Source organism: Atlantibacter subterraneus (assembly GCF_007570865.1).
GTDB lineage: Bacteria > Pseudomonadota > Gammaproteobacteria > Enterobacterales > Enterobacteriaceae > Atlantibacter > Atlantibacter subterraneus.
Window position 1 is genome coordinate 128,895 of sequence record NZ_VLPS01000007.1, and the last position, 23,613, is coordinate 152,507.

The window sequence follows — 23,613 nt, forward strand, 5'->3', positions numbered from 1 at the left end:
TAACAAAATATATTCGGGAGTTTTATATGTTAGAGAAAGGCTTTTCTAATCCGACTGACCGTGTTGTAAGACTGAAAAATATGATCCTGACGGCGAAGCCGTATGTGGAATCAGAGCGTGCAGTACTGGCAACCGAAGCATATAAAGAAACAGAACAGCTGCCGGCGATTATGCGCCGTGCAAAAGTCGTTGAAAAAATCTTTAATCAATTACCGGTGACAATTCGCCCGGACGAATTAATCGTTGGCGCGGTAACCGTCAATCCTCGCTCGACCGAAATCTGCCCTGAATTCTCTTATGACTGGGTGGAAAAAGAGTTTGAGACCATGGAGCACCGTGTCGCCGACCCGTTCATCATCCCGAAAAAGACCGCCCAGGATCTGCATGAAGCGTTCAAATACTGGCCGGGTAAAACCACCAGCTCGCTAGCCGCGTCTTATATGTCCGAAGGCACCAAAGAGAGTATGGCGAGCGGCGTATTTACCGTTGGCAACTACTTCTTCGGCGGCGTCGGCCACGTCAGTGTTGACTACGGTAAAGTGTTGAAAATCGGTTTCCGCGGCATCATCAATGAAGTCAGCCGCGCGCTGGAAGGGTTAGATCGCAGCGAGCCGGGCTATATCAAGAAAGAGCAGTTCTATAACTCGGTATTAATCAGTTACAACGCGGCGATCCGTTTTGCCCATCGCTATGCGGAAGAAGCCTCCCGTCTGGCGCAGCAGGAAACTAACCCGACCCGTAAACGCGAACTGGAGCAAATCGCTCAGAACTGTACGCGCGTACCGGAATACGGCGCGACCACGTTCTGGGAAGCGTGCCAGACCTTCTGGTTTATCCAGAGCATGCTGCAAATCGAATCCAGCGGTCACTCTATCTCCCCGGGCCGTTTCGACCAGTATATGTATCCGTACCTGGCGGCGGACAAATCCATTTCGCGCGAATTTGCGCAGGAGCTGGTGGACTGCTGCTGGATCAAGCTTAACGACATCAACAAAACCCGTGACGAAGTCTCTGCCCAGGCGTTTGCTGGTTATGCGGTGTTCCAGAACCTGTGCTGCGGTGGCCAGACTGAAGACGGTCGCGATGCCACTAACGATCTGAGCTACATGTGTATGGAAGCGACTGCGCACGTGCGTCTGCCGCAGCCGTCCTTCTCTATCCGCGTATGGCAGGGCACCCCGGATGCGTTCCTGTATCGCGCTTGCGAACTGGTGCGTATGGGGCTGGGCGTTCCAGCGATGTACAACGATGAAGTGATTATTCCGGCGCTGCAAAACCGTGGCGTTTCGCTGCGCGATGCGCGTGACTACTGCATTATCGGCTGCGTAGAGCCGCAGGCACCGCACCGCACCGAGGGCTGGCATGACGCCGCGTTCTTTAACGTCGCGAAAGTGCTGGAAATTACCCTGAACAACGGTCGCGTCGGCAACAAACAGCTGGGCCCGGTCACTGGCGAACTGACTCAGTACACCAGCATGGACGACTTCTACACCGCGTTCCAGAAACAGATGGCGCACTTCGTTCATCAGCTGGTTGAAGCCTGTAACAGCGTGGATATTGCCCACGGCGAACGTTGCCCGCTGCCGTTCCTGTCTGCACTGGTCGACGACTGTATCGGTCGCGGTAAATCCCTCCAGGAAGGCGGGGCGATTTACAACTTTACCGGGCCGCAGGCGTTCGGCGTGGCTGATACCGGCGACTCCGTTTATGCCATCCAGAAACAGGTATTCGAAGATCGCAAACTGTCTCTCAGTGAGCTGAAAAGCGCGCTGGACGCTAACTTCGGTTATCCGGTGGGTGCCAACCCGCACACCCCAGCGGCGAAATCCTCGCTCAACGAGCAGGATATCTATGATGTGGTGAAACGCATCATTGAACAACACGGCGCGCTGGATCCGGCGGCGATTAAAAACGAAGTGTACCGCCAGCTGACTTCCGGCAGTGCGGCACCGGTGCAATCCGGCACGATGTCCCGTCACGAAGAGATCCGCCGTATTCTGGAGAACACGCCGTGCTTTGGTAACGACATCGATGACGTGGATTTAGTGGCGCGTAAATGTGCGCTGATTTACTGCCAGGAAGTCGAGAAATACACCAACCCGCGCGGCGGCCAGTTCCAGGCCGGTATCTATCCGGTGTCTGCGAACGTGCTGTTTGGTAAAGACGTTGCCGCACTGCCGGATGGCCGTCTGGCGAAAGAGCCGCTTGCGGATGGCGTATCTCCACGTCAGGGTAAAGACACCCTGGGCCCAACCGCCGCAGCCAACTCGGTGGCCAAACTGGACCACTTTATTGCCTCCAACGGTACGCTCTATAACCAGAAATTCCTGCCGTCTTCTTTGGCTGGCGAGAACGGTCTGCGTAACTTTAGCGGCCTGGTGCGCAACTATTTTGATAAGAAAGGGATGCACGTCCAGTTCAACGTTATCGACCGCAACACCCTGATCGAAGCCCAGAAACATCCTGAGCAACATCAGGATCTGGTAGTACGCGTCGCGGGCTATAGCGCCCAGTGGGTAGTTCTGGCGAAAGAAGTTCAGGACGACATCATCAGCCGTACTGAGCAACAACTGTCGTAAATACCAAACGGGCTATATAGCAATATATAGCCCGTTACTCTCTCCACGGCTCCTGGTTTTTATTTTTACCTGAAAAGGTAATTCATCTGGCAAATATAGAGTGATGTTATGAATAAAGTTGAGTACGAAACCGAAGGCGTCATATTTAATATTCAACGCTATTCTTTGCATGATGGTCCAGGCATACGCACCATTCCTTTTTTTAAAGGCTGCCCACTGTCCTGCAAATGGTGTAGTAATCCTGAATCACAACGTCCACAGCCAGAGTTATTATTTAAAAAGAATGATTGTATCCGCTGTGGAAAATGTATTGAGGCTTGTCCGCAACAGGCGCTTTCCACCACTAATGCCTGGTTTATCGATCGCGACCGCTGTATTCAGTGTGGTAAATGTACCGAAGTTTGCCCAACCCGTGCGCTGGAAATGAAGGGCAAGCGCATGTCGGTAACCGCAGTGATGCGCGAACTGGAAAAAGAAGAGAATTTATACCGTCGCTCAGGCGGCGGGATTACCCTGTCCGGCGGTGAACCGCTGGCGCAGCCGGAATTTGCCCGTGAGCTGCTTAAAGCCTGTAAAGCCAAAGGCTGGCACACCGCCATTGAAACCACCGGCTTTACCACTAAAGCGGTGATTGATGAGGTATTTCCCTATGTCGATCTGGCGTTAACCGATATCAAAGCCATCGATCCGGAAATCCATGAGCGTAACACCGGCGTTAATAACAGCGTGATTCTGGAGAATTTGTTGCGCATCTCCTTTTTAACCAAAGTGGTGGTACGTATTCCGGTCATCCCCGGGGTGAATGATAATCCGCAGGAAATCCACAATATCGCGGAGTTCGCCCGCCTGATGCAAAACGTTGATACCATTCATTTATTGCCTTATCACAGCTTCGGTGAAAATAAATATAATTTACTGGGCCGCCAGTATCCGATGGGTGATGCAAAAAGTATTGAAGAAGCAAAAATGGCAACCTTAAAAGCAACGGTTGAATCCTTAGGATTTAGTTGCCATATCGGCGGTTAATTAATGATGCAATAAGAGCGCAGCAGGACAATGCTGCGCTTTTTTGTTTCTCAAGCAAGAATATTATTTTAATTATAAAAACCTGGAGCCAGTCTGCATTTTTATCTTGTCATTTAATTTAATCCAATTACAGAGGTAAGCTAGATGAATAGCTTAGATATTTTAGTTGCCTTCGGCGGCGGCATATTTGGCGCAGCTGTTGGCGCGCTGGCGGCATTTGAATTCGTTGGGCTTCTGGTTATCGCCATGGCGGTAGTGCAAATTATTACCGGCGCACCATCGGACTTTATTACTTTTCCGTTTGGGCTGTTTGGACCGCATACCGGCGGCTTTGCCGCTGGGGTTGCGGCGACGGCGTATGCAGCGAAGAAAGGTAAGCTGGGTTCCGGGCGTGATATCACCGCCGGGTTGAGTGGTCTGGCGGCTTACGATGTGCTGCTGGTAGGTGGGGTTTTCGGGGCGGGCGGTTACATCATCGCCTGGGGGTTAAACCAGATCCCGGCCTTCCCGTCCGGCAATGCCTGGACCGATACTGTAGCGCTAACCGTGGTGATTTCTGGCGTGGTCTCGCGTCTGGTTTTCGGCAAAACTGGCCTGTTTGGCAAACCGGAACAGGGAATTCGTCACTGCTATCCGCCGCAGGATAAGTGCTGGATGCCTTACCATAGCCGCATTCCGCAGCTTTCCGTGCTGGGCCTGGGTATTGGACTGATGGCAGGCTTTTTAGGCCTGAAGTTTGGCGGCAACGGCGCGCTGCTGGCGTTTGGTATTTCCGCGTTCTCGCTGATTTTCCTGCATTTCAACACTCAGGTACCGGTGTCGCATCATATTGCGCTGCCTGCTGCGCTGGTGGCGGTACTATCGGGTAGCCTGATTTGGGCCGCAATCGTTGGAATTATTTGCGCGCTGTTGGGTGAACTGATGTCGCGTATTTTCCTGATCCACGGCGATACCCATATTGACCCGCCGGCGATGGCCATCGCCATTATGACCACGATGATTAATCTGCTGGCGACCATTGGATTATTTACCCTGGTTCCCCTGTTTTAATCCCACACGCAAAAAAGCCAGCAGGGTCTGCCTGCTGGCTTTTTGTTTTATCTGCTAAGCAAAGAAATGCCGCGATAAAGAAATCGTTATCGCGGCAGCGTCATAGCGGTTTATTTATTTTTTCTTGCCGCCGGGACGGGGACCTTTCTTTGCTGCTTCCTGCGGTACATCAGATTTTGTGGGTTCAGTGTTTTCTGTTGCGGGTTTAACCGGTTGCTGCTGTTCCACGGACTTCAGCGTTTCATCAGTGACATCCATACAGGATGCGCTGTCTGACGTATCAAGGTTCACCACCGGGATTGTCTGTGAAGGCGAGTCTTCAGCTTGCGGTGCAAGTTGCGCAGCAGGCGCTTCAGGTTCAGGCTGCGCCACGCCGACGGTCTCTTTAGAGTGAATAATATGCTCGATATGCTGCGCGGTGCGGGCGATCACCTTATGGGCATACACCTCGCCAACCCGGCTTGCCGCGCTGATGGCTGCTGCTACCGCCGCGTTAATCGCGCCCACTTCACCTTCCAGCTTCACGGTCACCATCCCGCCGCCTTTCGTCAATTCATAGCCTACCAGACTAACGTTAGCGGATTTCATGGCTGCATCGGCGGCTTCTACCGCCGCAGCCATCCCGACGGTTTCGATTAAGCCTAAACTTTGCCCGGACATAAACTTCTCCTGTAATAAATTCAACTGTGCTGCGCGTCGTCGGCTTAACGTCCAACGTCTTCGCGTAATAGCGCCGCTTTGTCCGTGACTTCCCACGGAAAGCTGTCGCGACCAAAGTGGCCATAGCAGGCCGTTTTACGATAGCGGGGGACCAGCAGGTCGAGCATAGTAATGATGCCGAACACGCTAAGGTCGAAATGGCGGTTAACAGCTCGCTGCAACGCCTCAGATGACACGGTTTGCGTACCGAAAGTGTTGATCCTGACGGAAACAGGGCGGGGCAGGCCAATGGCCCATCCCAACTGAACTTCACAGCGTGAGGCAAGCCCAGCGGCGACGATGTTTTTCGCCACGTAGCGAGCGGCGTAGGCGGCGGAACGATCGACTTTCGACGGGTCTTTACCGGAAAACGCACCGCCGCCATGACAGGCCGCGCCGCCATAGGTATCAACAATAATTTTACGGCCCGTTAGCCCGCAATCACCCACCGGCCCGCCAATCACAAAACTGCCTGCCGGATTCACCAGAAAGCGGGTTTGTGGCGTAAGCCAGCGCGACGGCATCACCGGTTTAACGATCTCTTCGATGACCGTTTCCCGTAACACCTCCAGTGAAACGTCCGGGCTGTGTTGGGTAGACACCACGACGGTATCTACCGAATGAACGCGGTTATCCTGATAGCGCAGGGTGACCTGGCTTTTGGCATCGGGGAGTAAAAACGGTAGCCGTTGGGATTTACGCAGCTGCGCCTGGCGCTCCATCAGACGATGGGCGTAAACCAGCGTGGCGGGCATCAGTTCCGGGGTTTCGTCACAGGCGTAACCGAAGGTGATACCCTGATCGCCCGCACCCAGTTCTTCCATTGAGTGGCCGCGAATGCCGTCAGCAATATTGGCGGACTGTTTGCCGAGGATGTTCAATACGCCGCAGGTGTTGCCATCAAACCCCAATCGCGAATGGTCATAGCCAATCTCTTTGATGGTGTTGCGGACAATCTGCTCGATATCCACGGCAGCATGGGTAGTGATTTCTCCTGCGACAATAGCAACGCCGGTTTTCACCAGGCATTCGCAGGCAACCTTGCCCCACGGGTCCTGCAGGAGAACAGCATCCAGAATGGCGTCGGATATCTGGTCCGCCATTTTATCGGGATGCCCTTCGGCAACGGATTCGGAGGTAAACAGGTAATCGTTCAAAGCGAGGCCACTTGTCTGGAAGGTTTATTCCTATCTTAGGGGGCAACCAGACAAGTGGGCGTAAACTATATTGCGGGTGTGTTGGACTATTTTGTTTTCATTACCGGGCCAGCGCAAAATCACGCCATCGCCGGGTAATCCCCCGGGCTCACGACTTTCCGATAATCGGAGGGGGCCATGCCGGTCTCTTTTTTGAAGATGCGGCAAAAATAGTTTGAGTCCTGGTATGCCAGTTCCAGCGCAATGGTATTCACTTTTAAATCGCTGAACTGTAACAACGATTTGGCGATAGTAATTTTGCGCGTGGCAATATAGTTCGAAAACCCGATGCCGGTTATTTTCTTAAAGGCGCGGCTCAGGTAGCAGGAGCTGACAAATGATTTTGCCGCCACGTCATCAAGCGTCAGGTTTCTGAGAATATTTTTCTCAATATGGAATTTCGCCCGTTCGATAAAATCGATATTACCGGTATAGCTTTTGAAGGCGTAATCAAAGAGTTCTTCGCTGATGGTCAGCAGGCTGATCATGATACGGAAATAGCGGCTTTCCATCACGCCATACTGATTGATGTCTTTGATCAGCGCGGCGACTTTACGGTTGGTCGGGGCTAATTTTTCCCCTTTCTCAGTCATATACTGGCTAACGATTTCCAGAAAATCAGTCACGTCTTTGCGCTTATCTTCTTCCATCATATCCACCGGACATGCGCCGTTGATGGTGTCAAAAATAAAGCTGTGCCACTGGGCGTAATCGCAGTTGTCTATCATGGCGAACACTTTCTGCTTCAGGGCGCGGGATTTTTCATTGTCCCCTTCGTCGAACGCCAGGGTTCTTTTGATGGTGTCGGTCAGGATGCTTTTTTTCACCGGCTTGAGCAGGTAATCATCCACTTTCAGGTTGTACATGCTGCGCACGATATCAAAGTCGTCATTGGCCGTGGTGACGATAACTTTGGTATCGCTGTTCTTTTTCTTCAGGTATTCAATCACCTGGTTGCCATTCGGCAACGGAATATTAATGTCCACGAAGATCATGTCGATCTGGCTCAACTGGTCGATCAACTGAATCGCTTTTTTACCGGTCGAGGCTTCATGAATTACGGCATTTTCCACGCACTGGGAAATAATCCGCCGCAGGGCTTCTAATTCGATGGGCTCATCTTCAACGATAACAATGTTAAACATATGTCCTCTTCCTGATATCAGGCTTCCAGCATCGGGAACCGAAGTTTAATGGTTGTACCCATCCTGGGCTTGTTAGGGCTCATGATGTCCAGGCCATAGCGCTCGCCAAATAACAGCTTCAATCTGTTTTTTATGTTGTTGATACCAATACTGCCTTTCTGCAAATTCTGGTCCCCTGACAAAATATGGCTGATGGCTTCCGGCGCAATACCATCGCCGTTGTCAGTGACTTCGATAATGACGTCTTGCCCGTCATCCGTGGCGCGGATCAGCAAGTGACTACTGCTGTCGCGCGGTTCCACCACATAGTTAAAGAAGTTTTCCACCAGCGGCTGCAGGATCAAAAACGGGCAAACCACCTCCAGATACTTTTCCGGGATATCGCACAGGTAATCGAAGCGGTCACTCATGCGTACTTTCTGTATCGACATATAGCTGTTGACGTAATTCATCTCGTTACGCAGCGTAATCAGGCCATGATTATTTTTGCGTAACAGGTAGCGCATCATGTCAGAAAAATCGTGCACCATGGTTTCGGTGCGCTGCGCATCTTCCAGAAAAGCTAACCGGCCAATAGTATTTAATACGTTAAATAAAAAGTGTGGATTTATCTGATAAGAGAGCGCTTTGAACTCAGCTTCATGTAATGAGCGCTCAATCTCTACGCGTTTTCTTAATTCATTAGTGAGTTCGAGATCTTTTTTACGTAATTCGCGTTGAATATTATTGGCGTGGGCCTGTTCAACAAGGTAAGAGGATACATGTAATAACGTCGACGCGGTGGATTCAAAGCGCTCGTAAGGCATACGACGTGTATTCTGGTGCAAATTAATTAACCACGGATTTTCTTCCCAGACTTCATTGTTATTCAGAATATAGGGAATACTCTGCTCTTTCTCTTCTTCAACTTTCACCTGTCCGGAAATAAATGCGCCGAGATAATGGTCGTTGATCATGATCGGTACAGCAAACTCGACAAAACCGCAGTAGCAGCGATAGACCACCGGTTCACGAGCATGCATTGCGGCGCGGCCACCGGCGTTGTCGCTTTCATAACAGTGGTGCGCCAGCGTCGGGTTGAGCCGCGAGCGCGCGCAGAAGTCTGAAAAACCGCTGGGTTTCGTTACCGGGACGCCGTTCTCATCGACAACCACCAGCGCGATCATCATCGATTTTGAAAAGTTATCCTGCAGGGTCTGAAGGCGTTTTACATCCAAAAACTCATGTAATTTGTATTTATTCATCATACTTTCAGCCCGCATCTTTACAGCATTATCGCATATTTAAAAATAAACGATCTGGCTCAAAAAAATATTGAAATGGGTCACGGCAAGAAAAATAGCCTTAAAAAACCATGTTAATGGAGTATCTTTGATGTTATTTGAATGTAACGAAAAAAGGTATTTATTTGTCTATTGGATTAATCTTAATAACATATGCAAGGTTTAGGTTAGGGATTATTATAATGCGAACCACTAATATAAAGTGATTGAGGATTGCCAATTTTCTATGGGCAATGAATATTAAAATAATCCGGTCATGAGATATATTATCGGGGCAGCGATAAAGCGCAATCTCTTATTAAGGGATAAACAGGAATCTGGCTCGCAATATTGGCATAAAGGCAATAAAAAAGGCGCTTCTCGCGCCCTGCTAACATGTCTTTAGCTTCTCTGGACTACTCGGGTACGTCTGCGCTGCGGTAGTACAGCGCGACGTGGTCCGCCGGGCCAGAATTTCCAGGGCGGCAGCGACGCCCTGGCGGCATGCAGCCCCGCCAGCAAACGAACCGTTCCCGATGAGGTTCGGGCATGAGAGCTGGCGGCGTTAATTAACACCACTGTGCCGATAATCAGTGCAAGTCCCTGAGATTTCATGGCATTACTCGTCGTTGCGCAATGCCGTCAGGATCTGACGAACAAAGCGGGCGAAGGCGTATATTACGGCCATCAGCAGCGCGGAGAATATCAGCGCGCCCAGCGCGGTTTCCGGAAAATCACTGGCAGAAAGCGCAGACTGAATAAGTCGATTATTTTCAGGAATAGTAAAGACAATATATAAAAGTAATAACGCACCCACCATGAGCGGATGGCGTGCGATGGCAGTCAGTATCACACTGATGCGTTTACCCAGCACACGCGAAATCAAAGCAGGTTTGCCGCTTTGTTTAGGATGAAACATGGAACCTCTCCAAAACTTCTTAACGCTGCGGATAAATCCACAGTAAAAATAGTACTTAATGGCAGCAACTCTGGGCTGCCCAACGCCAATAAAATACGCGGAATCTGGAAATATTCGAGCAAATACTACCAAAGAATAAACAGCAGATAAAAGGAGTAGTGCGGTATTCAGGTCCAGGAAATAATTTTCCCTTATATAAAAAAGTCATGATTGCTTTCAATAAATCGTCGCCTGCATTGGCTTCTTACAAGAGTGTTACTGAGAATTATTATCACTTAAATTGCCGAGCAATGCCGGGGATGATAATGTTCGTCTTCCACTGTTACGGTAGATGCAGGCATGAATGACGCAACGCTAACCAGGCAATATCCTCCCCAGCCCCCGCAAAAAAAAGTCTTTTTTGTCCGCGACTTTCAGGGATTTGGTGAACGTTACGGCATTGATTACCGCTTCCCGCTGTTGGCTTCCCCTCATCAGGCCGATGCGCCAGTTTTACAGGGCGATGTTGAAGAGATCGCGCTTGCGCCAGGCATTTCTGTTACCCATTCTGACGTGCAAGTGCTTCAACCGTATGAAACGTTTTCACGCTACAGCAGCCCGCTGTATACCCTGGTGGTGCTGGAAGGCTGCGTTGTTTTAACCCTTAACGGTCAGGAATATGTTGTCCGCGCCGGAATGGCGTTCAGCTCCAGCCTTTATGAGCATCAGACCATGAATGCGCGGCATACGGCGGAGTGTAAGCTGAAAACCCTGTCGCTGGGCGTTTATCCAGGCGATGCCTGGCGCAACGGGATGCTCGATTCGCTGCTGCGGGAGTGGGAAATGCACGGGCCGTCGACGTTTGTCTGGCAGGTTCCGGGCTTTTTGCTTTCCGGGCTGGCGCACGTTCGCCAGAGCAAAGCCCACGGAGTCGCGCGGCAATTAATGCTAGAGGGCCTGATGCTCCAGTTGCTGGGGCAGGGGTTGAGCGCGCGTCAGGAAAACGCTCAGCGCAGCGGCGTGCCGGTTCGTTGTGAACAGCACCGTCTGGAGCGGGTGCGAGAACTGCTGGAAAGCGCACCGGAGCGCGATTATTCGCTGGCTGAGCTGGCGGCGCAGGCAGCGATGAGCCCCAGTAGTTTGCGCAGCAAGTTCCGCCAGGCCTATGGCTGCACGGTGTTTGATTATTTACGCGATTGCCGGCTGGCACTGGCGCGGCGCTATTTACTGGAAGGCCATAGCGTCCAGCACGCCGCCTGGATCTCGGGCTATCAGCACGCGACTAATTTTTCCACCGCTTTTCGCCGCCGTTATGGCGTCTCGCCCGGCAATATTCGCCCCGGCGGCTAACCCATTTTTCCTGTCTTTGCGAATCACACCACAACGGTTTGGCAGCGCGCATATGCAATCTGGCGGCGCGCATAGCCGTTTGCAGATCAAAAAAGGTAATAATTCTTATTAACAATTAGAAATGCTTTCTGGAGATGTACATGTTCGCTAAATCGCGGCTGGCGCTGTTGGTGGGATGGGTTACCGGCAGTCTCACTTTTCCCTTAATGGCGCAGGATACGCAAAAAACCGATACCGTTGTGGTGACGTCACAGCTGCTGAGCGGTGCGACTAAAGTGGCAACGCCGGATATTGAAACACCGCAGTCGGTATCCATCGTCACGCGCGGGCAGTTTGAAGAGCAGGGCGCAACCAGCGTGCGCCAGGCGGTGAGTTATACGCCGGGCGTTTACAGTAACCAGATCGGCGCGTCGAATCGCTTTGACTACATCGTGCTGCGCGGTTTCTCGGACGGGAGTCTCGACAACGTCTATCTCGACGGCCTGAAGATGATGGGCGATACCAACTCCCACAGTTCGCTGGTGGTCGACCCGTGGTTCCTGGAAAATATTGAAGTGGTGCGCGGCCCGGCTTCTGTGCTGTACGGACGCTCATCGCCCGGCGGCATTGTGGCGCTGACCTCGCGTAAACCGTCGTTCGATCCGGGCGGGGAGATCAAACTTTTCGCCGGAAATAATGAGCAGCGCGGGGCGATGTTTGACGTCACCGGCCCGCTGGACGATAACGATCGCGTGGCGGTGCGCCTGAGCGGCATGACCCGTTACGCCGATTCCCAGTTCGATCCGCTAAAAGAAGAGCGTTATGCGCTGATGCCAAGCCTGACCTGGCGCATTACCGATAATACGCGCCTCGATGTGATGGCCTATCTGCACCGCGATCCGGAGGGCGGCAGCCATTCTGGTTTGCCCTATGACGGTACGGTGGTCCCGCATTACGGCAAACAAATTTCCAACACTTTCTTTGAAGGTGAGGACGATTACGACAAATATGACCGCCGCGAGAATATGGTTGGCTACAACATCGAGCATATGTTTGATAGCGGTTGGTCGGTACGCCAGAAGCTGCGTTATCTGCATACCAAAGTGGAGTTGAACCAGGTGTATGCGGCGGACTGGCTGAATGAAACCGAGCTGAATCGCGGCTATTCCGGTTCTGATGAGAAGATGAACGCCATTACTCTGGATAACCAGATCGATGGCAGTTTCGATACCGGGGCAATTAACCATCGCGTATTGATTGGCATGGATTATCAGGATCGCAGCAATCACACCACCGGTTACTATGGCGCGTTCCCGCCGATTAACGCATTCCATCCGGTGTACGGCGCACAGCCTGATTACATCACTATGTACAGCAAAGAGAAACACAAGCTGCGCCAGACCGGATATTACCTTCAGGATCAGATGTCGCTTGACCGCTGGCGTCTGACGCTCGGCGGCCGCTACGACCAGGTAAGCGTGTCGAATATCGATAATTTCAATAACACCCGCAGCGATCTGGATAAGAACAATTTCAGCAGCCGCGCGGCGCTGTTGTATCTGTTTGACAGCGGGGTTGCGCCGTACGTGAGTTACTCCACCGCCTTTACGCCAACCAGCTTTGCCGATGAGAACGGCAATATTCTGGAGCCGATGAAAGGCAAACAGTGGGAAGCTGGCGTGAAGTACGAGCCGGAAGGGTGGAACAGCCAGTTCAGCGCCTCGGTGTTCCGTATCAATCAGGAAAATATCGCCACCAAAGAGGAGCCAACCGACCCGTATCGCTCCATCGGGGAAATTGAATCCGAGGGCGTGGAGCTGGAAGCGGTAGGGCAGTTGACCGACAGCCTGCGGATGCAGGCGGCGTATACCTATACCGATATCCGTTACAAGAAGAGCAGCCCGGAAGAGCAGGGAAAACGTGCCGTTTACGCGCCGCGCAATATGGCCAGCGCCTGGCTGAGCTATGACGTGAAAACCGGTCCGCTGGACGGATTAACCGTCGGCTCCGGGGTACGGTATGTTAACGGCGTAACCAGCGATCGCCAGAATACCCATACGCTGCCGTCGTATACCCTGGTGGATATGATGGTGGGTTACGACCTGTCAAAACTGGGCGTCAAGGGTTTGAGCGCGCAGCTTAACGTCAATAACCTGACGGATGAGAGCTACGTGGCGGCCTGTAACTCGCTTTCATACTGCTACTTTGGCGCTGAACGCAGCATCGTGGGCAGCGTTTCGTGGAAGTTCTGATGTGGGTCTGGCACCGGGTTAATGCATCAGGCGATGAATCCGGGCGCAGTGAAGGCTAACGAGCATAAGGGGCCAGATGAGAAATTATCTGGCCCTCTTATTTGTTAACCCGGAAATGCTGAAGCCACATCTCAATTCCGACGGTGAGCGGTGGGTTTGCGCGCGGTGGATTTGTTATGGTGAAAGAGGCGTGAGCTTATGGCCAATCAAAGGCGCTTCCTTTGATTTTGCCGTTTATTTTGGTTCCTGTTAAAGGCTCATTTATTACGTGGTTAATTTTAAGGATAAGACTATGCCAGCAGTAATTGATAAAGCATTGGACTTCATTAACGGTATGAATACATCAGCGTCAGTGCCGCATCCCATGGATGAAAGCACAACCAAAGGGTTGCTTAAGTATTTAAAAGAGCTGGGCGTACCGGCGAGCGCGGCTGACGTGACGGCACGAGGCAACAGGGAGGGGTGGAATGCCGGATTCACGCAAAAAGTGGCGGGTTGGGCTGATAAAATCGCAGCTGGCGACCGTGTGATCGTTAAAAACCCTGAGTATTTTACTGCGTATATGCGGGAACAACTCCGGGCGCAGGTATGCGTTGACGAGTCGCAAACGAGCTAAGCGATACCTGATGAGTAACACCGCTAACAGCGGCACTGGTGGAAATAACAAAGGGCTTACGTTGTTAACGTAAGCCCTTGTTTTATCTGGTGGCCCCTGTTGGGTTTGAACCAACGACCAAGCGATTATGAGTCGCCTGCTCTAACCACTGAGCTAAGGGGCCGTGGCGCTGGATTATAATGGATGTGCTGCCCTCAATCCAGCCATTACCGCGCGGCTGCTGCTTTTATCGGCAATTTAAGCGCGGTCTTTTATACTTTAAGAATCCGTAAGTTATCGGGAGTTATTATGATTAGCGACATTTTAGCGCCAGGGTTAAGAGTGGTGTTTTGCGGGATTAACCCAGGGAAGTCTTCCGCCCATACCGGATTCCATTTCGCTCATCCAGGCAATCGCTTCTGGAAGGTGATTCATCAGGCCGGGTTTACCGACAAGCAACTCCTCCCCGAAGAGGAACAGCAACTGCTGGATACCCGCTGCGGTATCACCATGTTGGTGGAACGCCCTACGGTGCAGGCCAGTGAAGTCGGTTTGCATGAACTGCGGACCGGCGGGCGCGAGCTCATTGGTAAAATTAATGATTACCAGCCTGCTGCGCTGGCGGTATTAGGCAAAAAGGCGTTTGAGCAGGCATTCAGCCAGCGGGGCGTGAAATGGGGTAAGCAGGCGTTAACCATTGGTGAGACGGAGGTGTGGGTGCTGCCCAATCCCAGCGGGTTGAATCGCGCATCACTGGATAAACTGGTGGAAGCGTACCGGGAACTGGATGAGGCGCTGATTTTTCGTGGGCTATAAGCAGATATAAAAAAACCCTCGCGAAGAGGGTTTTTTAACGTGACGGGCGAGATTAATCGTCCAGGAAGCTACGCAGCACTTCAGAACGGCTCGGGTGACGCAGTTTACGCAGCGCCTTGGCTTCGATCTGACGGATACGTTCGCGGGTGACGTCAAACTGTTTACCCACTTCTTCCAGCGTGTGGTCGGTGTTCATATCGATACCGAAACGCATACGCAGCACTTTCGCTTCACGGGCCGTCAGGCCAGCCAGCACATCGTGCGTAGCGGCACGCAGGCTCTCAGTGGTGGCAGAATCCAGCGGCAGCTCGAGGGTGGTATCCTCGATGAAATCCCCTAAATGCGAATCTTCATCGTCGCCAATCGGCGTTTCCATGGAGATTGGCTCTTTAGCGATTTTCAGCACTTTACGGATTTTGTCTTCCGGCATCAGCATGCGCTCAGCCAGCTCTTCCGGCGTCGGCTCACGGCCCATTTCCTGCAGCATCTGGCGGGAGATACGGTTGAGTTTGTTGATGGTCTCAATCATATGCACCGGAATACGAATGGTGCGCGCCTGATCCGCGATAGAGCGGGTGATCGCCTGACGGATCCACCAGGTGGCGTAGGTGGAGAACTTATAACCACGACGGTATTCAAACTTATCTACCGCTTTCATCAGGCCGATGTTGCCTTCCTGAATCAGATCCAGGAACTGCAGACCACGGTTGGTGTACTTCTTGGCGATAGAAATTACCAGACGCAGGTTCGCTTCAACCATCTCTTTCTTGGCGCGGCGAGCTTTTGCTTCACCGATAGACATACGACGGTTGATATCTTTAACCTGCTCGATGGTCAGGCCGGTTTCTTCTTCAATCTGCTGCAGTTTTTGCAGGCTGCGATGCACATCTTCAGCCACGTCTTTCAGCTTCTCAGACCATGGTTTATTCATGGCCAGCGCAGCGTTGAACCAGGTCTCGCTGGTTTCATTGCCGGTAAACAGCGTGATGAAGTTTTTCTTCGGCATTTTGCACTGTTCAACGCACATCTTCATGATGATACGTTCCTGGGTACGCACGCGGTCCATCATGACACGCATGCTGTTAACCAGGTAATCGAACTGCTTCGGCACCAGACGGAACTGTTTGAAGACTTCAGACAGCTTCAGGATCTCTTCCTGAGCGGCTTTATCGCTGCGGCCTTTCGCTTTGATAACAACGCGCGCGGCTTCGTACTGGGTGCGAAGTTCGCCGAACTTTTCACGGGCCAGTTCCGGGTCGATGGTGTTGTCATCATCGCTGCTGTCGTCGTCTTCATCTTCGTCTTCGTCTTCGTCATCATCCAGCTCTTCGCTGGACAACTCTGAGCCCACGTGGGTCGCGGTCGGCGCGAGATCTTCTTCCGCGTTCGGGTCGACAAAGCCGGTGATCAGGTCGGACAGACGCGCTTCGCCCGCTTCAACGCGATCGTACTGCTCCAGCAGATAGGTGATGGCTTCCGGGTATTCGGCAACTGAGCACTGAACCTGGTTGATCCCGTCTTCAATGCGTTTAGCGATGTCGATTTCGCCTTCGCGGGTCAACAGTTCAACGGTACCCATTTCACGCATGTACATACGAACCGGGTCGGTGGTGCGCCCGATTTCAGACTCAACGCTGGACAGCACCTGAGCAGCAGCTTCTTCTGCGTCTTCATCAGTGTTGTTTGAGTTTTCAGCAAGCAACAGATCATCGGCGTCCGGTGCTTCTTCCATCACCTGGATGCCCATGTCATTAATCATTTGGATGATGTCTTCGATCTGATCGGAGTCGACGATATCTTCCGGCAGATGGTCATTGACCTCGGCATAGGTCAGATAGCCTTGCTCCTTACCACGAGTGACGAGAAGCTTCAGCTGTGACTGCGGGTTTTGCTCCATAAGACGGTATCCACACTTATTTCATGAGGGTTGTGTCGGCAGGCGTGACCGCCAACAATAACGAGCGAGGGCTGATTTATTTTCATGCCGCAGCGCCTCTTTGCGGCCTTCGGGGGTTCACCCGAACGATAATCGGCAGTTAAGCCGCGGAATTCATTTTTTTGCCAGTTCCTGGTTCAGTCTCCAGAGCTCCCGGCGTTCTTCGCTGCTTAAACCGTGCGTGCGCTCGCGAGCTATCAGCTCTTCCTGGCGCTGTTCAAGCATCGAATCAAACATATGGTTGAGTGAGTCGGTGAACGTTTTTTCTGCGATGTCTTTATCTGCTATATCGTCCCACATCGACAGTTTTTCAAGGGTGGCGGCCTCTTTTGTACCGCGATATTGCTCTAAAAGCTGGCCGGTGGTCAGACCTGGCTGTGACAAACAAGTGTTGACCAGTTCCGCAAATAAGCCAAGTCCAGGCAGTTTATCCTTATCCAGCGCGTCCAGCGGCGGCACCTGCGGCGCCAGTTCAGGGTTCTGCAGCAGCAGTCCTATCAGTATACGCATGGTTGTGCGTTTTAGCGTTGGCGCGGTACGTACCGTAGCGTCGGCCTGCTTCGGCATCAGGCGCTCCAGCGCGCTGTCATCGAGGATACCGAGCTTTTTTCCTAATTCCTGGCGCAGATAGATTCGTAGCGTCTCGCCGGGCACCTGAGTGATCAGCGGCAACGCCAGCGTGCTTAGCTGCGCACGACCATCTGGCGTACTCAAATCCACCTGCGGCATCAGGCTGTTAAACAAGAAGGTCGAGAGCGGCTGAGCCTGCTCCATACGCGCTTCAAACGCGTCTTTACCCTCTTTGCGCACCAGCGTATCCGGGTCTTCACCGTCCGGCAGAAACATAAAGCGCAACTGCCGTCCGTCGGTCATATAAGGCAGCGCCGTTTCCAGCGCGCGCCATGCCGCGTCCCGTCCGGCCCGGTCGCCGTCATAACAGCAAATCACGTTGTTGGTCACCCGAAACAACAGCTGAATATGGTCAGCTGTGGTCGAGGTGCCTAACGACGCGACCGCATAGTTGATGTCGTATTGCGCCAGCGCAACCACATCCATATAGCCTTCGACCACCAGCAGGCGCGCCGGTTCAGGGCTGCTCTGCTGCGCTTCATAAAGGCCATATAGCTGGCGGCCCTTGTGGAAAATGTCGGTTTCCGGCGAGTTTAAATATTTAGGCTGGCCGTCGCCCAGTACCCGACCGCCAAAGCCTATTACCCGGCCTCGTTTATCGCGGATCGGGAACATCACCCGCTCGCGGAAACGGTCATAACTGCGCCCGCGATCGTTGGTCACCAGCATGCCGGCATCAATCAGCGACTGGCGGTTTTCCTCATTGCCGCCGAAGCGCTTGAGGACGTTATCCCAACCCGCAGGCGCATAACCGATAGCGAAGCGCGAAATGACATCGGCGCTTAAACCGCGTCGGGAAAGATATTCACGCGCGTCACTGGCATTCGGTTGCGTCAGGGATTGTTGATAAAACGCACTCAGGCCATCCAGCAGTTGATACAAGTTCTGCCGCTGGTGGCGTTCTATCTGGCTCGGCCCGGTTCCCGCCTCGTAAGGCACGTCCAGGTTATGCATGGCCGCCAGTTCTTCAACGGTTTCGACGAATTCGAGCTTGTCGTAATTCATCAAAAAGTCGATGGCGTTACCATGCGCGCCACAGCCAAAGCAATGGTAGAACTGCTTTTCGCCGTTTACGGTAAATGAAGGCGTTTTCTCATTATGGAATGGACAGCACGCGTGATAATTTTTGCCCTGTTTCTTGAGCTTTACCCGCGCGTCAACGAGGTCGACGATATCGGTACGAGCCAGCAGGTCATTAATAAAGACACGTGGGATTCGTCCAGCCATAAGCCCCATTTACCCGTTAACTTTCTGCTAACCATAAACGCGATCGCACGACGGCGATGCGGGGGCAAAAAGCGTAGGGATGTCAGTTCATAAACGAAAATAAGCCGCGCATTCCTTTCGGAAGCACGGCCTTTACAACTACAACTCGGTCTGAAAGGAGGGGAGTTCCCTCCAGAGATTAGTACAGACGAGTACGGCGTGCGTTTTCGCGAGCCAGTTTCTTCGCGTGACGTTTCACAGCAGAAGCTTTGGCGCGTTTACGTTCGGTAGTCGGTTTTTCATAGAACTCACGACGACGAACTTCCGCCAGAACACCTGCTTTTTCACAGGAACGTTTGAAGCGACGCAGTGCTACGTCGAACGGCTCGTTTTCACGTACTTTAATTACCGGCATGTGCCTCTCACCTTTGATTAAATCGGTTTGCTGCTGGCATCAACGCCAGCTTAATTCAAAATGGTGCGGAATTTTACTGCAACTGCTGATGCTTTGTAAAGCAACAGGAGGAACAAAAACCGCTTTTCGGTGGCATTCTTACAGGGGCGGGGATTATACACTATCCCGCAGGCCGATGAGCAATGTTTTACAATGGCGACCTCTGCGCATACACTGCGGCGCAGGCAAAAGAGGTAAAAATAAGCATGCGTGTATTGGGTATTGAAACATCCTGTGATGAGACCGGCATCGCCATTTATGACGATGAAAAGGGGCTGTTGGCTAACGAGCTGTATAGCCAGGTAAAACTGCACGCGGATTACGGCGGCGTGGTGCCAGAACTGGCGTCCCGCGACCATGTGCGTAAAACCGTGCCCCTGATTCAGGAAGCGATGAAAAACGCCGGGCTTAACGCCAGCGATATCGACGCGGTGGCCTATACCGCAGGCCCTGGCCTGGTCGGCGCGCTGCTGGTTGGCGCAACCGTCGGGCGCGCGCTGGCCTTTGCCTGGAACGTGCCTGCAGTGCCGGTGCATCATATGGAAGGGCATCTGTTGGCCCCGATGCTGGAAGAGAATCCGCCTGAATTCCCGTTCGTTGCGCTGCTGGTCTCCGGCGGTCATACCCAGCTGATTTCCGTTACCGGCATCGGTGAATATCAACTGCTGGGCGAGTCCATTGACGACGCCGCTGGCGAAGCCTTTGATAAAACAGCCAAACTGTTGGGCCTGGATTACCCAGGCGGCCCGATGCTGTCGAAGCTGGCCGCCAATGGCAATCCCGGCCGCTTTACTTTCCCGCGTCCAATGACCGATCGTCCTGGCCTGGACTTCAGCTTTTCAGGTCTTAAAACCTTTGCCGCCAACACTATTCGCGACAATGCGCCGGATCCGCAAACCCACGCGGACATCGCCCGCGCGTTTGAAGATGCCGTGGTGGATACGCTGATGATCAAATGCCGCCGCGCGCTGGAGCAAACCGGCTTTAAACGCCTGGTGATGGCGGGCGGCGTCAGCGCCAACCGCACGCTGCGCGCGAAACTGGCTGAGATGATGAAAAAACGCGGTGGCGAAGTGTTCTACGCGCGCCCAGAGTTTTGTACTGATAACGGCGCGATGATCGCTTACGCGGGCATGGTGCGTTTAAAAGCGGGCGGCGAAACCGATTTAAGCGTCTCGGTGCGGCCACGCTGGCCGCTGGCGGAACTGCCTGCCGCGTAATCAATGGAGAAGAGCCTAGCGCTCTTCTTTTTTTTGCTTTCTTTTCAGCTTGTGCCAGATTTTGGTTTCCTGTCCGCGCCATAAGCGCTGAATATTGTCGTGATGACGCAGCAAAATCAGGCAGGAGAGCATCGAAACCGGGAAGGTAAACTGGGGTTTAAACCACCAGACGTAAAACGGGGCGATTAACGCGCTGACAATAGCGCCGACCGAGGAGTAGCCGCTAAGCAACACGCTCAGCAGCCAGGTGCCTGCCATTACGCCGGTGAGATCCCAGCCGATAGGGGCAATCGCACCAAACGCCGTTGCGACGCCTTTGCCGCCGCGAAAGCCAAAGAACACCGGCCAGATATGGCCGAGGCAGGCGGCAATGGCGACTAAGCCTAACCAGAACGGAGAGAGACCGAGCGCGTAGGCACCCCAGACGGGCAGCATGCCTTTCAGCACGTCGAAAATCAGTACCGCTACGGCTGCTCCCTTGCCACCTATGCGTAAGACGTTGGTCGCCCCGGGGTTGCCGGAACCGCTATCACGCGGGTCGGGTAAACCTGCGATACGGCAGACCAAAATGGCGCTGGAAATTGAGCCGCAAAGGTACGCAAGGAGGATCATTCCAGGCGCGATTGCACTCATAACGCTGTTCCGTTTTGAAAATGTCGTTTTATTCTCTGCATCTGTGGATAATACGCATAATTTGCCGGAAGTGGTATCCGGGTGCGCTAAAAACAGGCAGGTGATGATGGATATAGTATTTATAGAGCAACTTTCGATAATCACCACTATCGGTGTTTACGACTGGGAGCAAACCATCGAACAGAAGTTAATGTTCGATATCGAAATGGCCTGGGACAACCGTCCGGCGGGAAAAAGCGACGATGTGGCGGATTGCCTGAGCTATGCCGACGTCAGCGAGGCCATCATCAGCCACGTTCAGGGCGGCAAATTTGCGCTGGTGGAGCGTGTGGCGGAAGAGGTAGCTGAGCTATTGCTCACCCGTTTCAATACGCCGTGGGTAAAAATTAAACTCAGCAAGCCTGGCGCGGTGGCGCAGGCGGCCAGCGTGGGCGTAATCATTCAGCGTGGCCATAATCCTAATCAAATCATTTAAGTTAATAATTTTTAAACCTAACGCAGCGATATCTGTCTTATAGCTCGGGCTTTTACGGCAAGCGCGTTGCGCCCGCCGTTTTTTTTTGATTTTTTTTGGGGTACGAGGACATTTCATGGGCGATTTGCATTCGCTGGTCATTGCGGCGATTCTCGGCGTAGTTGAAGGTTTAACCGAGTTTCTGCCGGTTTCCAGCACCGGGCATATGATTATCGTGGGCCATCTTCTGGGCTTTGAAGGGGAAACGGCCAAGACGTTTGAAGTGGTCATTCAGTTGGGGTCGATCCTGGCGGTGGTGGTGATGTTCTGGCGTCGCTTGTTCAGTCTCATCGGCATTCATTTTGGTCGACCCTCTCATGAGGGAATGGGGCGGGGTCGCCTGTCATTGATCCATATCTTGCTGGGGATGATCCCTGCCGTAGTGTTGGGACTGGTACTTCACGATCTGATTAAATCGCTGTTTAACCCGATCAACGTGATGTACGCGCTGGTCGTGGGCGGGGTGTTGCTGATTGCGGCGGAACTCTTTAAGCCTAAAGAGCCGCGTGCGCCCGGCCTGGATGATATGACGTACCGCCAGGCCTTCGCTATCGGCTGCTTCCAGTGCCTGGCGCTGTGGCCGGGCTTTTCGCGTTCCGGCGCAACGATATCCGGCGGGATGCTGGTGGGCGTCAGCCGTTACGCAGCATCGGAATTCTCGTTCTTACTGGCGGTGCCGATGATGATGGGCGCGACGGCGCTCGATCTGTATAAGAGCTACCACTTCCTGACGGCAGCCGATATTCCTATGTTCGCCGTAGGTTTTGTCACTGCGTTTCTGGTGGCGCTGGTGGCTATCAAAACCTTCCTGCAAATCATCAAGCGGATTTCGTTTATTCCGTTCGCCATCTACCGCTTTATCGTCGCGGCGGCAGTTTACGTGGTCTTTATGTGATGTCACGCCCCCGGCTTCAGGGCTGGGGGCAGCGCTCAGCTTTCCATTGCGCGACCGCTCTGATGCGCCGTTTGGTTAGCTCTTCGCGCACCTCGATGCCTTTAAACCCGTCTGCGACGACCTCTTTCGGCGACACCGCTTTCGCCACTTCCCAGGCTTCGCGCAACAACCGGCCTTGCGGATAATCACAGCCTTCAAAGCCCTGGCGTCCGCGCACATCCGCCTCGCTGGTTAAGGCAATTTGTTCCACGCGCTGGGGTTTGCGCCAGGCGTCGATAGAATCAAACAGCTTCACGATAGTTTTTGGCTGCAAAATCGGCAGGGTATGGATCAGATCGTGGAATTCCGCCACCAGTTTGGCGAGATCGCGGATCTCGTTCGGCACCCGCAGCCGCTGGCAGATATTCTCAACCAGCGGAACGCCTGCCGGGCCATGTCCGTGATGGCGCGGCCAGAGGCGCGGCGGCGTCAGGCCTTTTCCCACATCATGCGTCAGCGTGGCGAAACGCACGTCTACATCCGGGCTGAGCATCGCCGCCATAGAGAGCGTCATCAGCACGTGCACGCCGGTGTCGATTTCCGGGTGCCACTTTTCCGGCGCGGGCACGCCAAACAGCGCATCCAGTTCCGGGAATAACACTTTCAGCGCCCCACAGTCGCGCAGCACTTTGAAAAAGATATGGGGATTATGGGAGCGCAGTGCGTTTTCAGTCTCTTTCCAGACCCGCTCCGGGGTGAGGTGAGCCAGTTCGCCGGCCTCGGTCATGTCCCGCATCAGCGCCTGGGTTTCTTCGGCGATAGTAAAATTGAGGTGGGCGAAGCGGGCGGCGAAACGCGCCACGCGCAGTACGCGCAGCGGGTCTTCATTGAACGCGCCGGAAACGTGGCGCAGCAGTCGCTTTTCGATATCCGCACGCCCGTTATACGGGTCGACAAATTCGCCGTTTTCGTCCAGCGCGATGGCGTTAATCGTTAAATCGCGGCGCAGTAAATCCTGCTCAAGGGTGACGTCGGGCGCGGCATAGCAAACAAACCCGGTATAGCCGTAGCCGTTTTTCCGCTCGGTACGGGCGAGGGCGTACTCTTCACGCGTTTGCGGGTGCAAAAACACCGGGAAATCGCGCCCAACCTGTTGATAGCCCAGCTCAAGCATTTGGGCAGGCGTTGCGCCTACCACAACCCAGTCTCTGTCTTTAACCGGTAGCCCTAACAATCCATCACGTACTGCACCACCGACCAAATAGCTCTTCACCCACACCTCTCTTGTTCACATTAGCG

21 protein-coding genes and 1 tRNA gene are annotated in these 23,613 nt (G+C 53.1%); 10 read left to right on the forward strand and 12 right to left on the reverse strand.

The genetic code is table 11. The features are described 5' to 3' along the window. Nucleotides 1-26 precede the first annotated feature (26 nt). From grpM to grpO, 3 genes are all read left to right on the forward strand, one after another. Entirely contained in the window at nucleotides 27-2,579 is a 2,553-nt protein-coding gene (gene grpM / locus FND52_RS13920) for a glycyl radical diol dehydratase GrpM (RefSeq protein ID WP_125293748.1), read from the forward strand. Between the two features lie 108 nt (nucleotides 2,580-2,687). Continuing rightward, nucleotides 2,688-3,605, forward strand: a complete 918-nt coding sequence (gene grpN, locus FND52_RS13925; RefSeq protein ID WP_144131421.1) for a glycyl radical diol dehydratase-activating enzyme GrpN — start codon at nucleotides 2,688-2,690, stop codon at nucleotides 3,603-3,605. Between the two features lie 144 nt (nucleotides 3,606-3,749). Beyond that, a complete protein-coding gene (grpO, locus tag FND52_RS13930; RefSeq protein ID WP_125293746.1) occupies nucleotides 3,750-4,655 on the forward strand; it encodes a propanediol utilization system permease GrpO in 906 nt (301 codons plus the stop codon). A gap of 114 nt (nucleotides 4,656-4,769) precedes the next feature. Here grpO and FND52_RS13935 read toward each other — a convergent pair whose 3' ends face one another. From FND52_RS13935 to FND52_RS13960, 6 genes are all read right to left on the reverse strand, one after another. Next, the gene (locus FND52_RS13935; protein WP_144131423.1) at nucleotides 4,770-5,315 is read right to left on the reverse strand and encodes a BMC domain-containing protein; all 546 of its coding nucleotides are present in this window, start codon (nucleotides 5,313-5,315) and stop codon (nucleotides 4,770-4,772) included. A 44-nt stretch (nucleotides 5,316-5,359) separates the two neighbouring features. Beyond that, nucleotides 5,360-6,511 carry a propanediol utilization system methionine adenosyltransferase GrpR gene (gene grpR, locus FND52_RS13940; RefSeq protein ID WP_144131424.1) on the reverse strand — a complete coding sequence of 384 codons (1,152 nt, stop codon included), beginning with the start codon at nucleotides 6,509-6,511 and terminating at the stop codon, nucleotides 5,360-5,362. Nucleotides 6,512-6,630: 119 nt separating this feature from the next. After that, nucleotides 6,631-7,695, reverse strand: coding sequence for an AraC family transcriptional regulator (locus FND52_RS13945; protein WP_144131427.1), 1,065 nt, complete (start codon nucleotides 7,693-7,695; stop codon nucleotides 6,631-6,633). Between the two features lie 17 nt (nucleotides 7,696-7,712). Further along, nucleotides 7,713-8,942, reverse strand: a complete 1,230-nt coding sequence (locus FND52_RS13950) for a sensor histidine kinase (protein ID WP_125293742.1) — start codon at nucleotides 8,940-8,942, stop codon at nucleotides 7,713-7,715. Between the two features lie 417 nt (nucleotides 8,943-9,359). Further along, nucleotides 9,360-9,572 (reverse strand): hypothetical protein, encoded by a 213-nt coding sequence (locus FND52_RS13955; protein ID WP_125293741.1) that lies wholly within the window; start codon nucleotides 9,570-9,572, stop codon nucleotides 9,360-9,362. A gap of 4 nt (nucleotides 9,573-9,576) precedes the next feature. After that, nucleotides 9,577-10,008 carry a hypothetical protein gene (locus FND52_RS13960; protein ID WP_144131430.1) on the reverse strand — a complete coding sequence of 144 codons (432 nt, stop codon included), beginning with the start codon at nucleotides 10,006-10,008 and terminating at the stop codon, nucleotides 9,577-9,579. 207 nt (nucleotides 10,009-10,215) lie between these two features. On the opposite strand from FND52_RS13960, the gene FND52_RS13965 reads away from it, so the two are divergent. The 3 genes from FND52_RS13965 (at nucleotide 10,216) to FND52_RS13975 (ending at nucleotide 14,052) form a co-directional block, all read left to right on the forward strand. Beyond that, complete coding sequence (locus FND52_RS13965; protein WP_144131432.1) at nucleotides 10,216-11,205, forward strand: helix-turn-helix transcriptional regulator; 990 nt, start codon at nucleotides 10,216-10,218, stop codon at nucleotides 11,203-11,205. Nucleotides 11,206-11,345: 140 nt separating this feature from the next. Beyond that, nucleotides 11,346-13,436, forward strand: a complete 2,091-nt coding sequence (gene foxA, locus FND52_RS13970) for a ferrioxamine B receptor FoxA (RefSeq protein ID WP_144131434.1) — start codon at nucleotides 11,346-11,348, stop codon at nucleotides 13,434-13,436. A 292-nt stretch (nucleotides 13,437-13,728) separates the two neighbouring features. Then, the gene (locus tag FND52_RS13975) at nucleotides 13,729-14,052 is read left to right on the forward strand and encodes a DUF1889 family protein (protein ID WP_208737508.1); all 324 of its coding nucleotides are present in this window, start codon (nucleotides 13,729-13,731) and stop codon (nucleotides 14,050-14,052) included. Between the two features lie 87 nt (nucleotides 14,053-14,139). Here FND52_RS13975 and FND52_RS13980 read toward each other — a convergent pair. Further along, nucleotides 14,140-14,215 (reverse strand) — tRNA-Ile (locus FND52_RS13980). A 125-nt stretch (nucleotides 14,216-14,340) separates the two neighbouring features. On the opposite strand from FND52_RS13980, the gene mug reads away from it, so the two are divergent. Then, nucleotides 14,341-14,847, forward strand: coding sequence for a G/U mismatch-specific DNA glycosylase (gene mug, locus FND52_RS13985; RefSeq protein ID WP_125293734.1), 507 nt, complete (start codon nucleotides 14,341-14,343; stop codon nucleotides 14,845-14,847). Between the two features lie 52 nt (nucleotides 14,848-14,899). Here mug and rpoD read toward each other — a convergent pair whose 3' ends face one another. The 3 genes from rpoD to rpsU all read right to left on the reverse strand — a co-directional run bounded on the left by rpoD (nucleotide 14,900) and on the right by rpsU (nucleotide 19,034). Further along, nucleotides 14,900-16,744 carry an RNA polymerase sigma factor RpoD gene (gene rpoD / locus FND52_RS13990; protein ID WP_125293733.1) on the reverse strand — a complete coding sequence of 615 codons (1,845 nt, stop codon included), beginning with the start codon at nucleotides 16,742-16,744 and terminating at the stop codon, nucleotides 14,900-14,902. Nucleotides 16,745-16,897: 153 nt separating this feature from the next. Beyond that, complete coding sequence (gene dnaG / locus FND52_RS13995) at nucleotides 16,898-18,640, reverse strand: DNA primase (protein WP_125293732.1); 1,743 nt, start codon at nucleotides 18,638-18,640, stop codon at nucleotides 16,898-16,900. Nucleotides 18,641-18,818: 178 nt separating this feature from the next. Beyond that, nucleotides 18,819-19,034 carry a 30S ribosomal protein S21 gene (gene rpsU / locus FND52_RS14000; protein WP_001144069.1) on the reverse strand — a complete coding sequence of 72 codons (216 nt, stop codon included), beginning with the start codon at nucleotides 19,032-19,034 and terminating at the stop codon, nucleotides 18,819-18,821. A gap of 245 nt (nucleotides 19,035-19,279) precedes the next feature. On the opposite strand from rpsU, the gene tsaD reads away from it, so the two are divergent. Then, entirely contained in the window at nucleotides 19,280-20,293 is a 1,014-nt protein-coding gene (tsaD, locus tag FND52_RS14005; protein ID WP_125293731.1) for a tRNA (adenosine(37)-N6)-threonylcarbamoyltransferase complex transferase subunit TsaD, read from the forward strand. 15 nt (nucleotides 20,294-20,308) lie between these two features. Here the strand turns inward: tsaD and plsY are convergent, their stop codons facing one another. Continuing rightward, nucleotides 20,309-20,926, reverse strand: a complete 618-nt coding sequence (gene plsY / locus FND52_RS14010) for a glycerol-3-phosphate 1-O-acyltransferase PlsY (RefSeq protein WP_125293730.1) — start codon at nucleotides 20,924-20,926, stop codon at nucleotides 20,309-20,311. A 106-nt stretch (nucleotides 20,927-21,032) separates the two neighbouring features. On the opposite strand from plsY, the gene folB reads away from it, so the two are divergent. Together folB and bacA are read left to right on the forward strand one after the other, a co-directional pair. Next, nucleotides 21,033-21,401 carry a bifunctional dihydroneopterin aldolase/7,8-dihydroneopterin epimerase gene (gene folB, locus FND52_RS14015; protein ID WP_144131573.1) on the forward strand — a complete coding sequence of 123 codons (369 nt, stop codon included), beginning with the start codon at nucleotides 21,033-21,035 and terminating at the stop codon, nucleotides 21,399-21,401. Nucleotides 21,402-21,516: 115 nt separating this feature from the next. Further along, a complete protein-coding gene (gene bacA / locus FND52_RS14020; RefSeq protein WP_125293728.1) occupies nucleotides 21,517-22,335 on the forward strand; it encodes an undecaprenyl-diphosphate phosphatase in 819 nt (272 codons plus the stop codon). A 16-nt stretch (nucleotides 22,336-22,351) separates the two neighbouring features. Here bacA and FND52_RS14025 read toward each other — a convergent pair whose 3' ends face one another. After that, the gene (locus tag FND52_RS14025; RefSeq protein ID WP_144131438.1) at nucleotides 22,352-23,587 is read right to left on the reverse strand and encodes a multifunctional CCA addition/repair protein; all 1,236 of its coding nucleotides are present in this window, start codon (nucleotides 23,585-23,587) and stop codon (nucleotides 22,352-22,354) included. Between the last annotated feature and the right edge of the window lie 26 nt (nucleotides 23,588-23,613).

Bases quoted from the DNA above. Each gene is read 5' to 3' on its own strand.
- FND52_RS13975 (WP_208737508.1), top strand. From the start codon at position 13,729: ATGCCAGCAGTAATTGATAAAGCATTGGACTTCATTAACGGTATGAAT.
- rpoD (WP_125293733.1), bottom strand. From the start codon at position 16,744: ATGGAGCAAAACCCGCAGTCACAGCTGAAGCTTCTCGTCACTCGTGGT.
- FND52_RS13950 (WP_125293742.1), bottom strand. From the start codon at position 8,942: ATGATGAATAAATACAAATTACATGAGTTTTTGGATGTAAAACGCCTT.
- rpsU (WP_001144069.1), bottom strand. From the start codon at position 19,034: ATGCCGGTAATTAAAGTACGTGAAAACGAGCCGTTCGACGTAGCACTG.
- grpO (WP_125293746.1), top strand. From the start codon at position 3,750: ATGAATAGCTTAGATATTTTAGTTGCCTTCGGCGGCGGCATATTTGGC.
- dnaG (WP_125293732.1), bottom strand. From the start codon at position 18,640: ATGGCTGGACGAATCCCACGTGTCTTTATTAATGACCTGCTGGCTCGT.
- grpM (WP_125293748.1), top strand. From the start codon at position 27: ATGTTAGAGAAAGGCTTTTCTAATCCGACTGACCGTGTTGTAAGACTG.
- FND52_RS13965 (WP_144131432.1), top strand. From the start codon at position 10,216: ATGAATGACGCAACGCTAACCAGGCAATATCCTCCCCAGCCCCCGCAA.
- tsaD (WP_125293731.1), top strand. From the start codon at position 19,280: ATGCGTGTATTGGGTATTGAAACATCCTGTGATGAGACCGGCATCGCC.
- bacA (WP_125293728.1), top strand. From the start codon at position 21,517: ATGGGCGATTTGCATTCGCTGGTCATTGCGGCGATTCTCGGCGTAGTT.
- folB (WP_144131573.1), top strand. From the start codon at position 21,033: ATGGATATAGTATTTATAGAGCAACTTTCGATAATCACCACTATCGGT.
- mug (WP_125293734.1), top strand. From the start codon at position 14,341: ATGATTAGCGACATTTTAGCGCCAGGGTTAAGAGTGGTGTTTTGCGGG.
- FND52_RS13955 (WP_125293741.1), bottom strand. From the start codon at position 9,572: ATGAAATCTCAGGGACTTGCACTGATTATCGGCACAGTGGTGTTAATT.
- plsY (WP_125293730.1), bottom strand. From the start codon at position 20,926: ATGAGTGCAATCGCGCCTGGAATGATCCTCCTTGCGTACCTTTGCGGC.
- grpN (WP_144131421.1), top strand. From the start codon at position 2,688: ATGAATAAAGTTGAGTACGAAACCGAAGGCGTCATATTTAATATTCAA.
- FND52_RS13935 (WP_144131423.1), bottom strand. From the start codon at position 5,315: ATGTCCGGGCAAAGTTTAGGCTTAATCGAAACCGTCGGGATGGCTGCG.
- FND52_RS13945 (WP_144131427.1), bottom strand. From the start codon at position 7,695: ATGTTTAACATTGTTATCGTTGAAGATGAGCCCATCGAATTAGAAGCC.
- foxA (WP_144131434.1), top strand. From the start codon at position 11,346: ATGTTCGCTAAATCGCGGCTGGCGCTGTTGGTGGGATGGGTTACCGGC.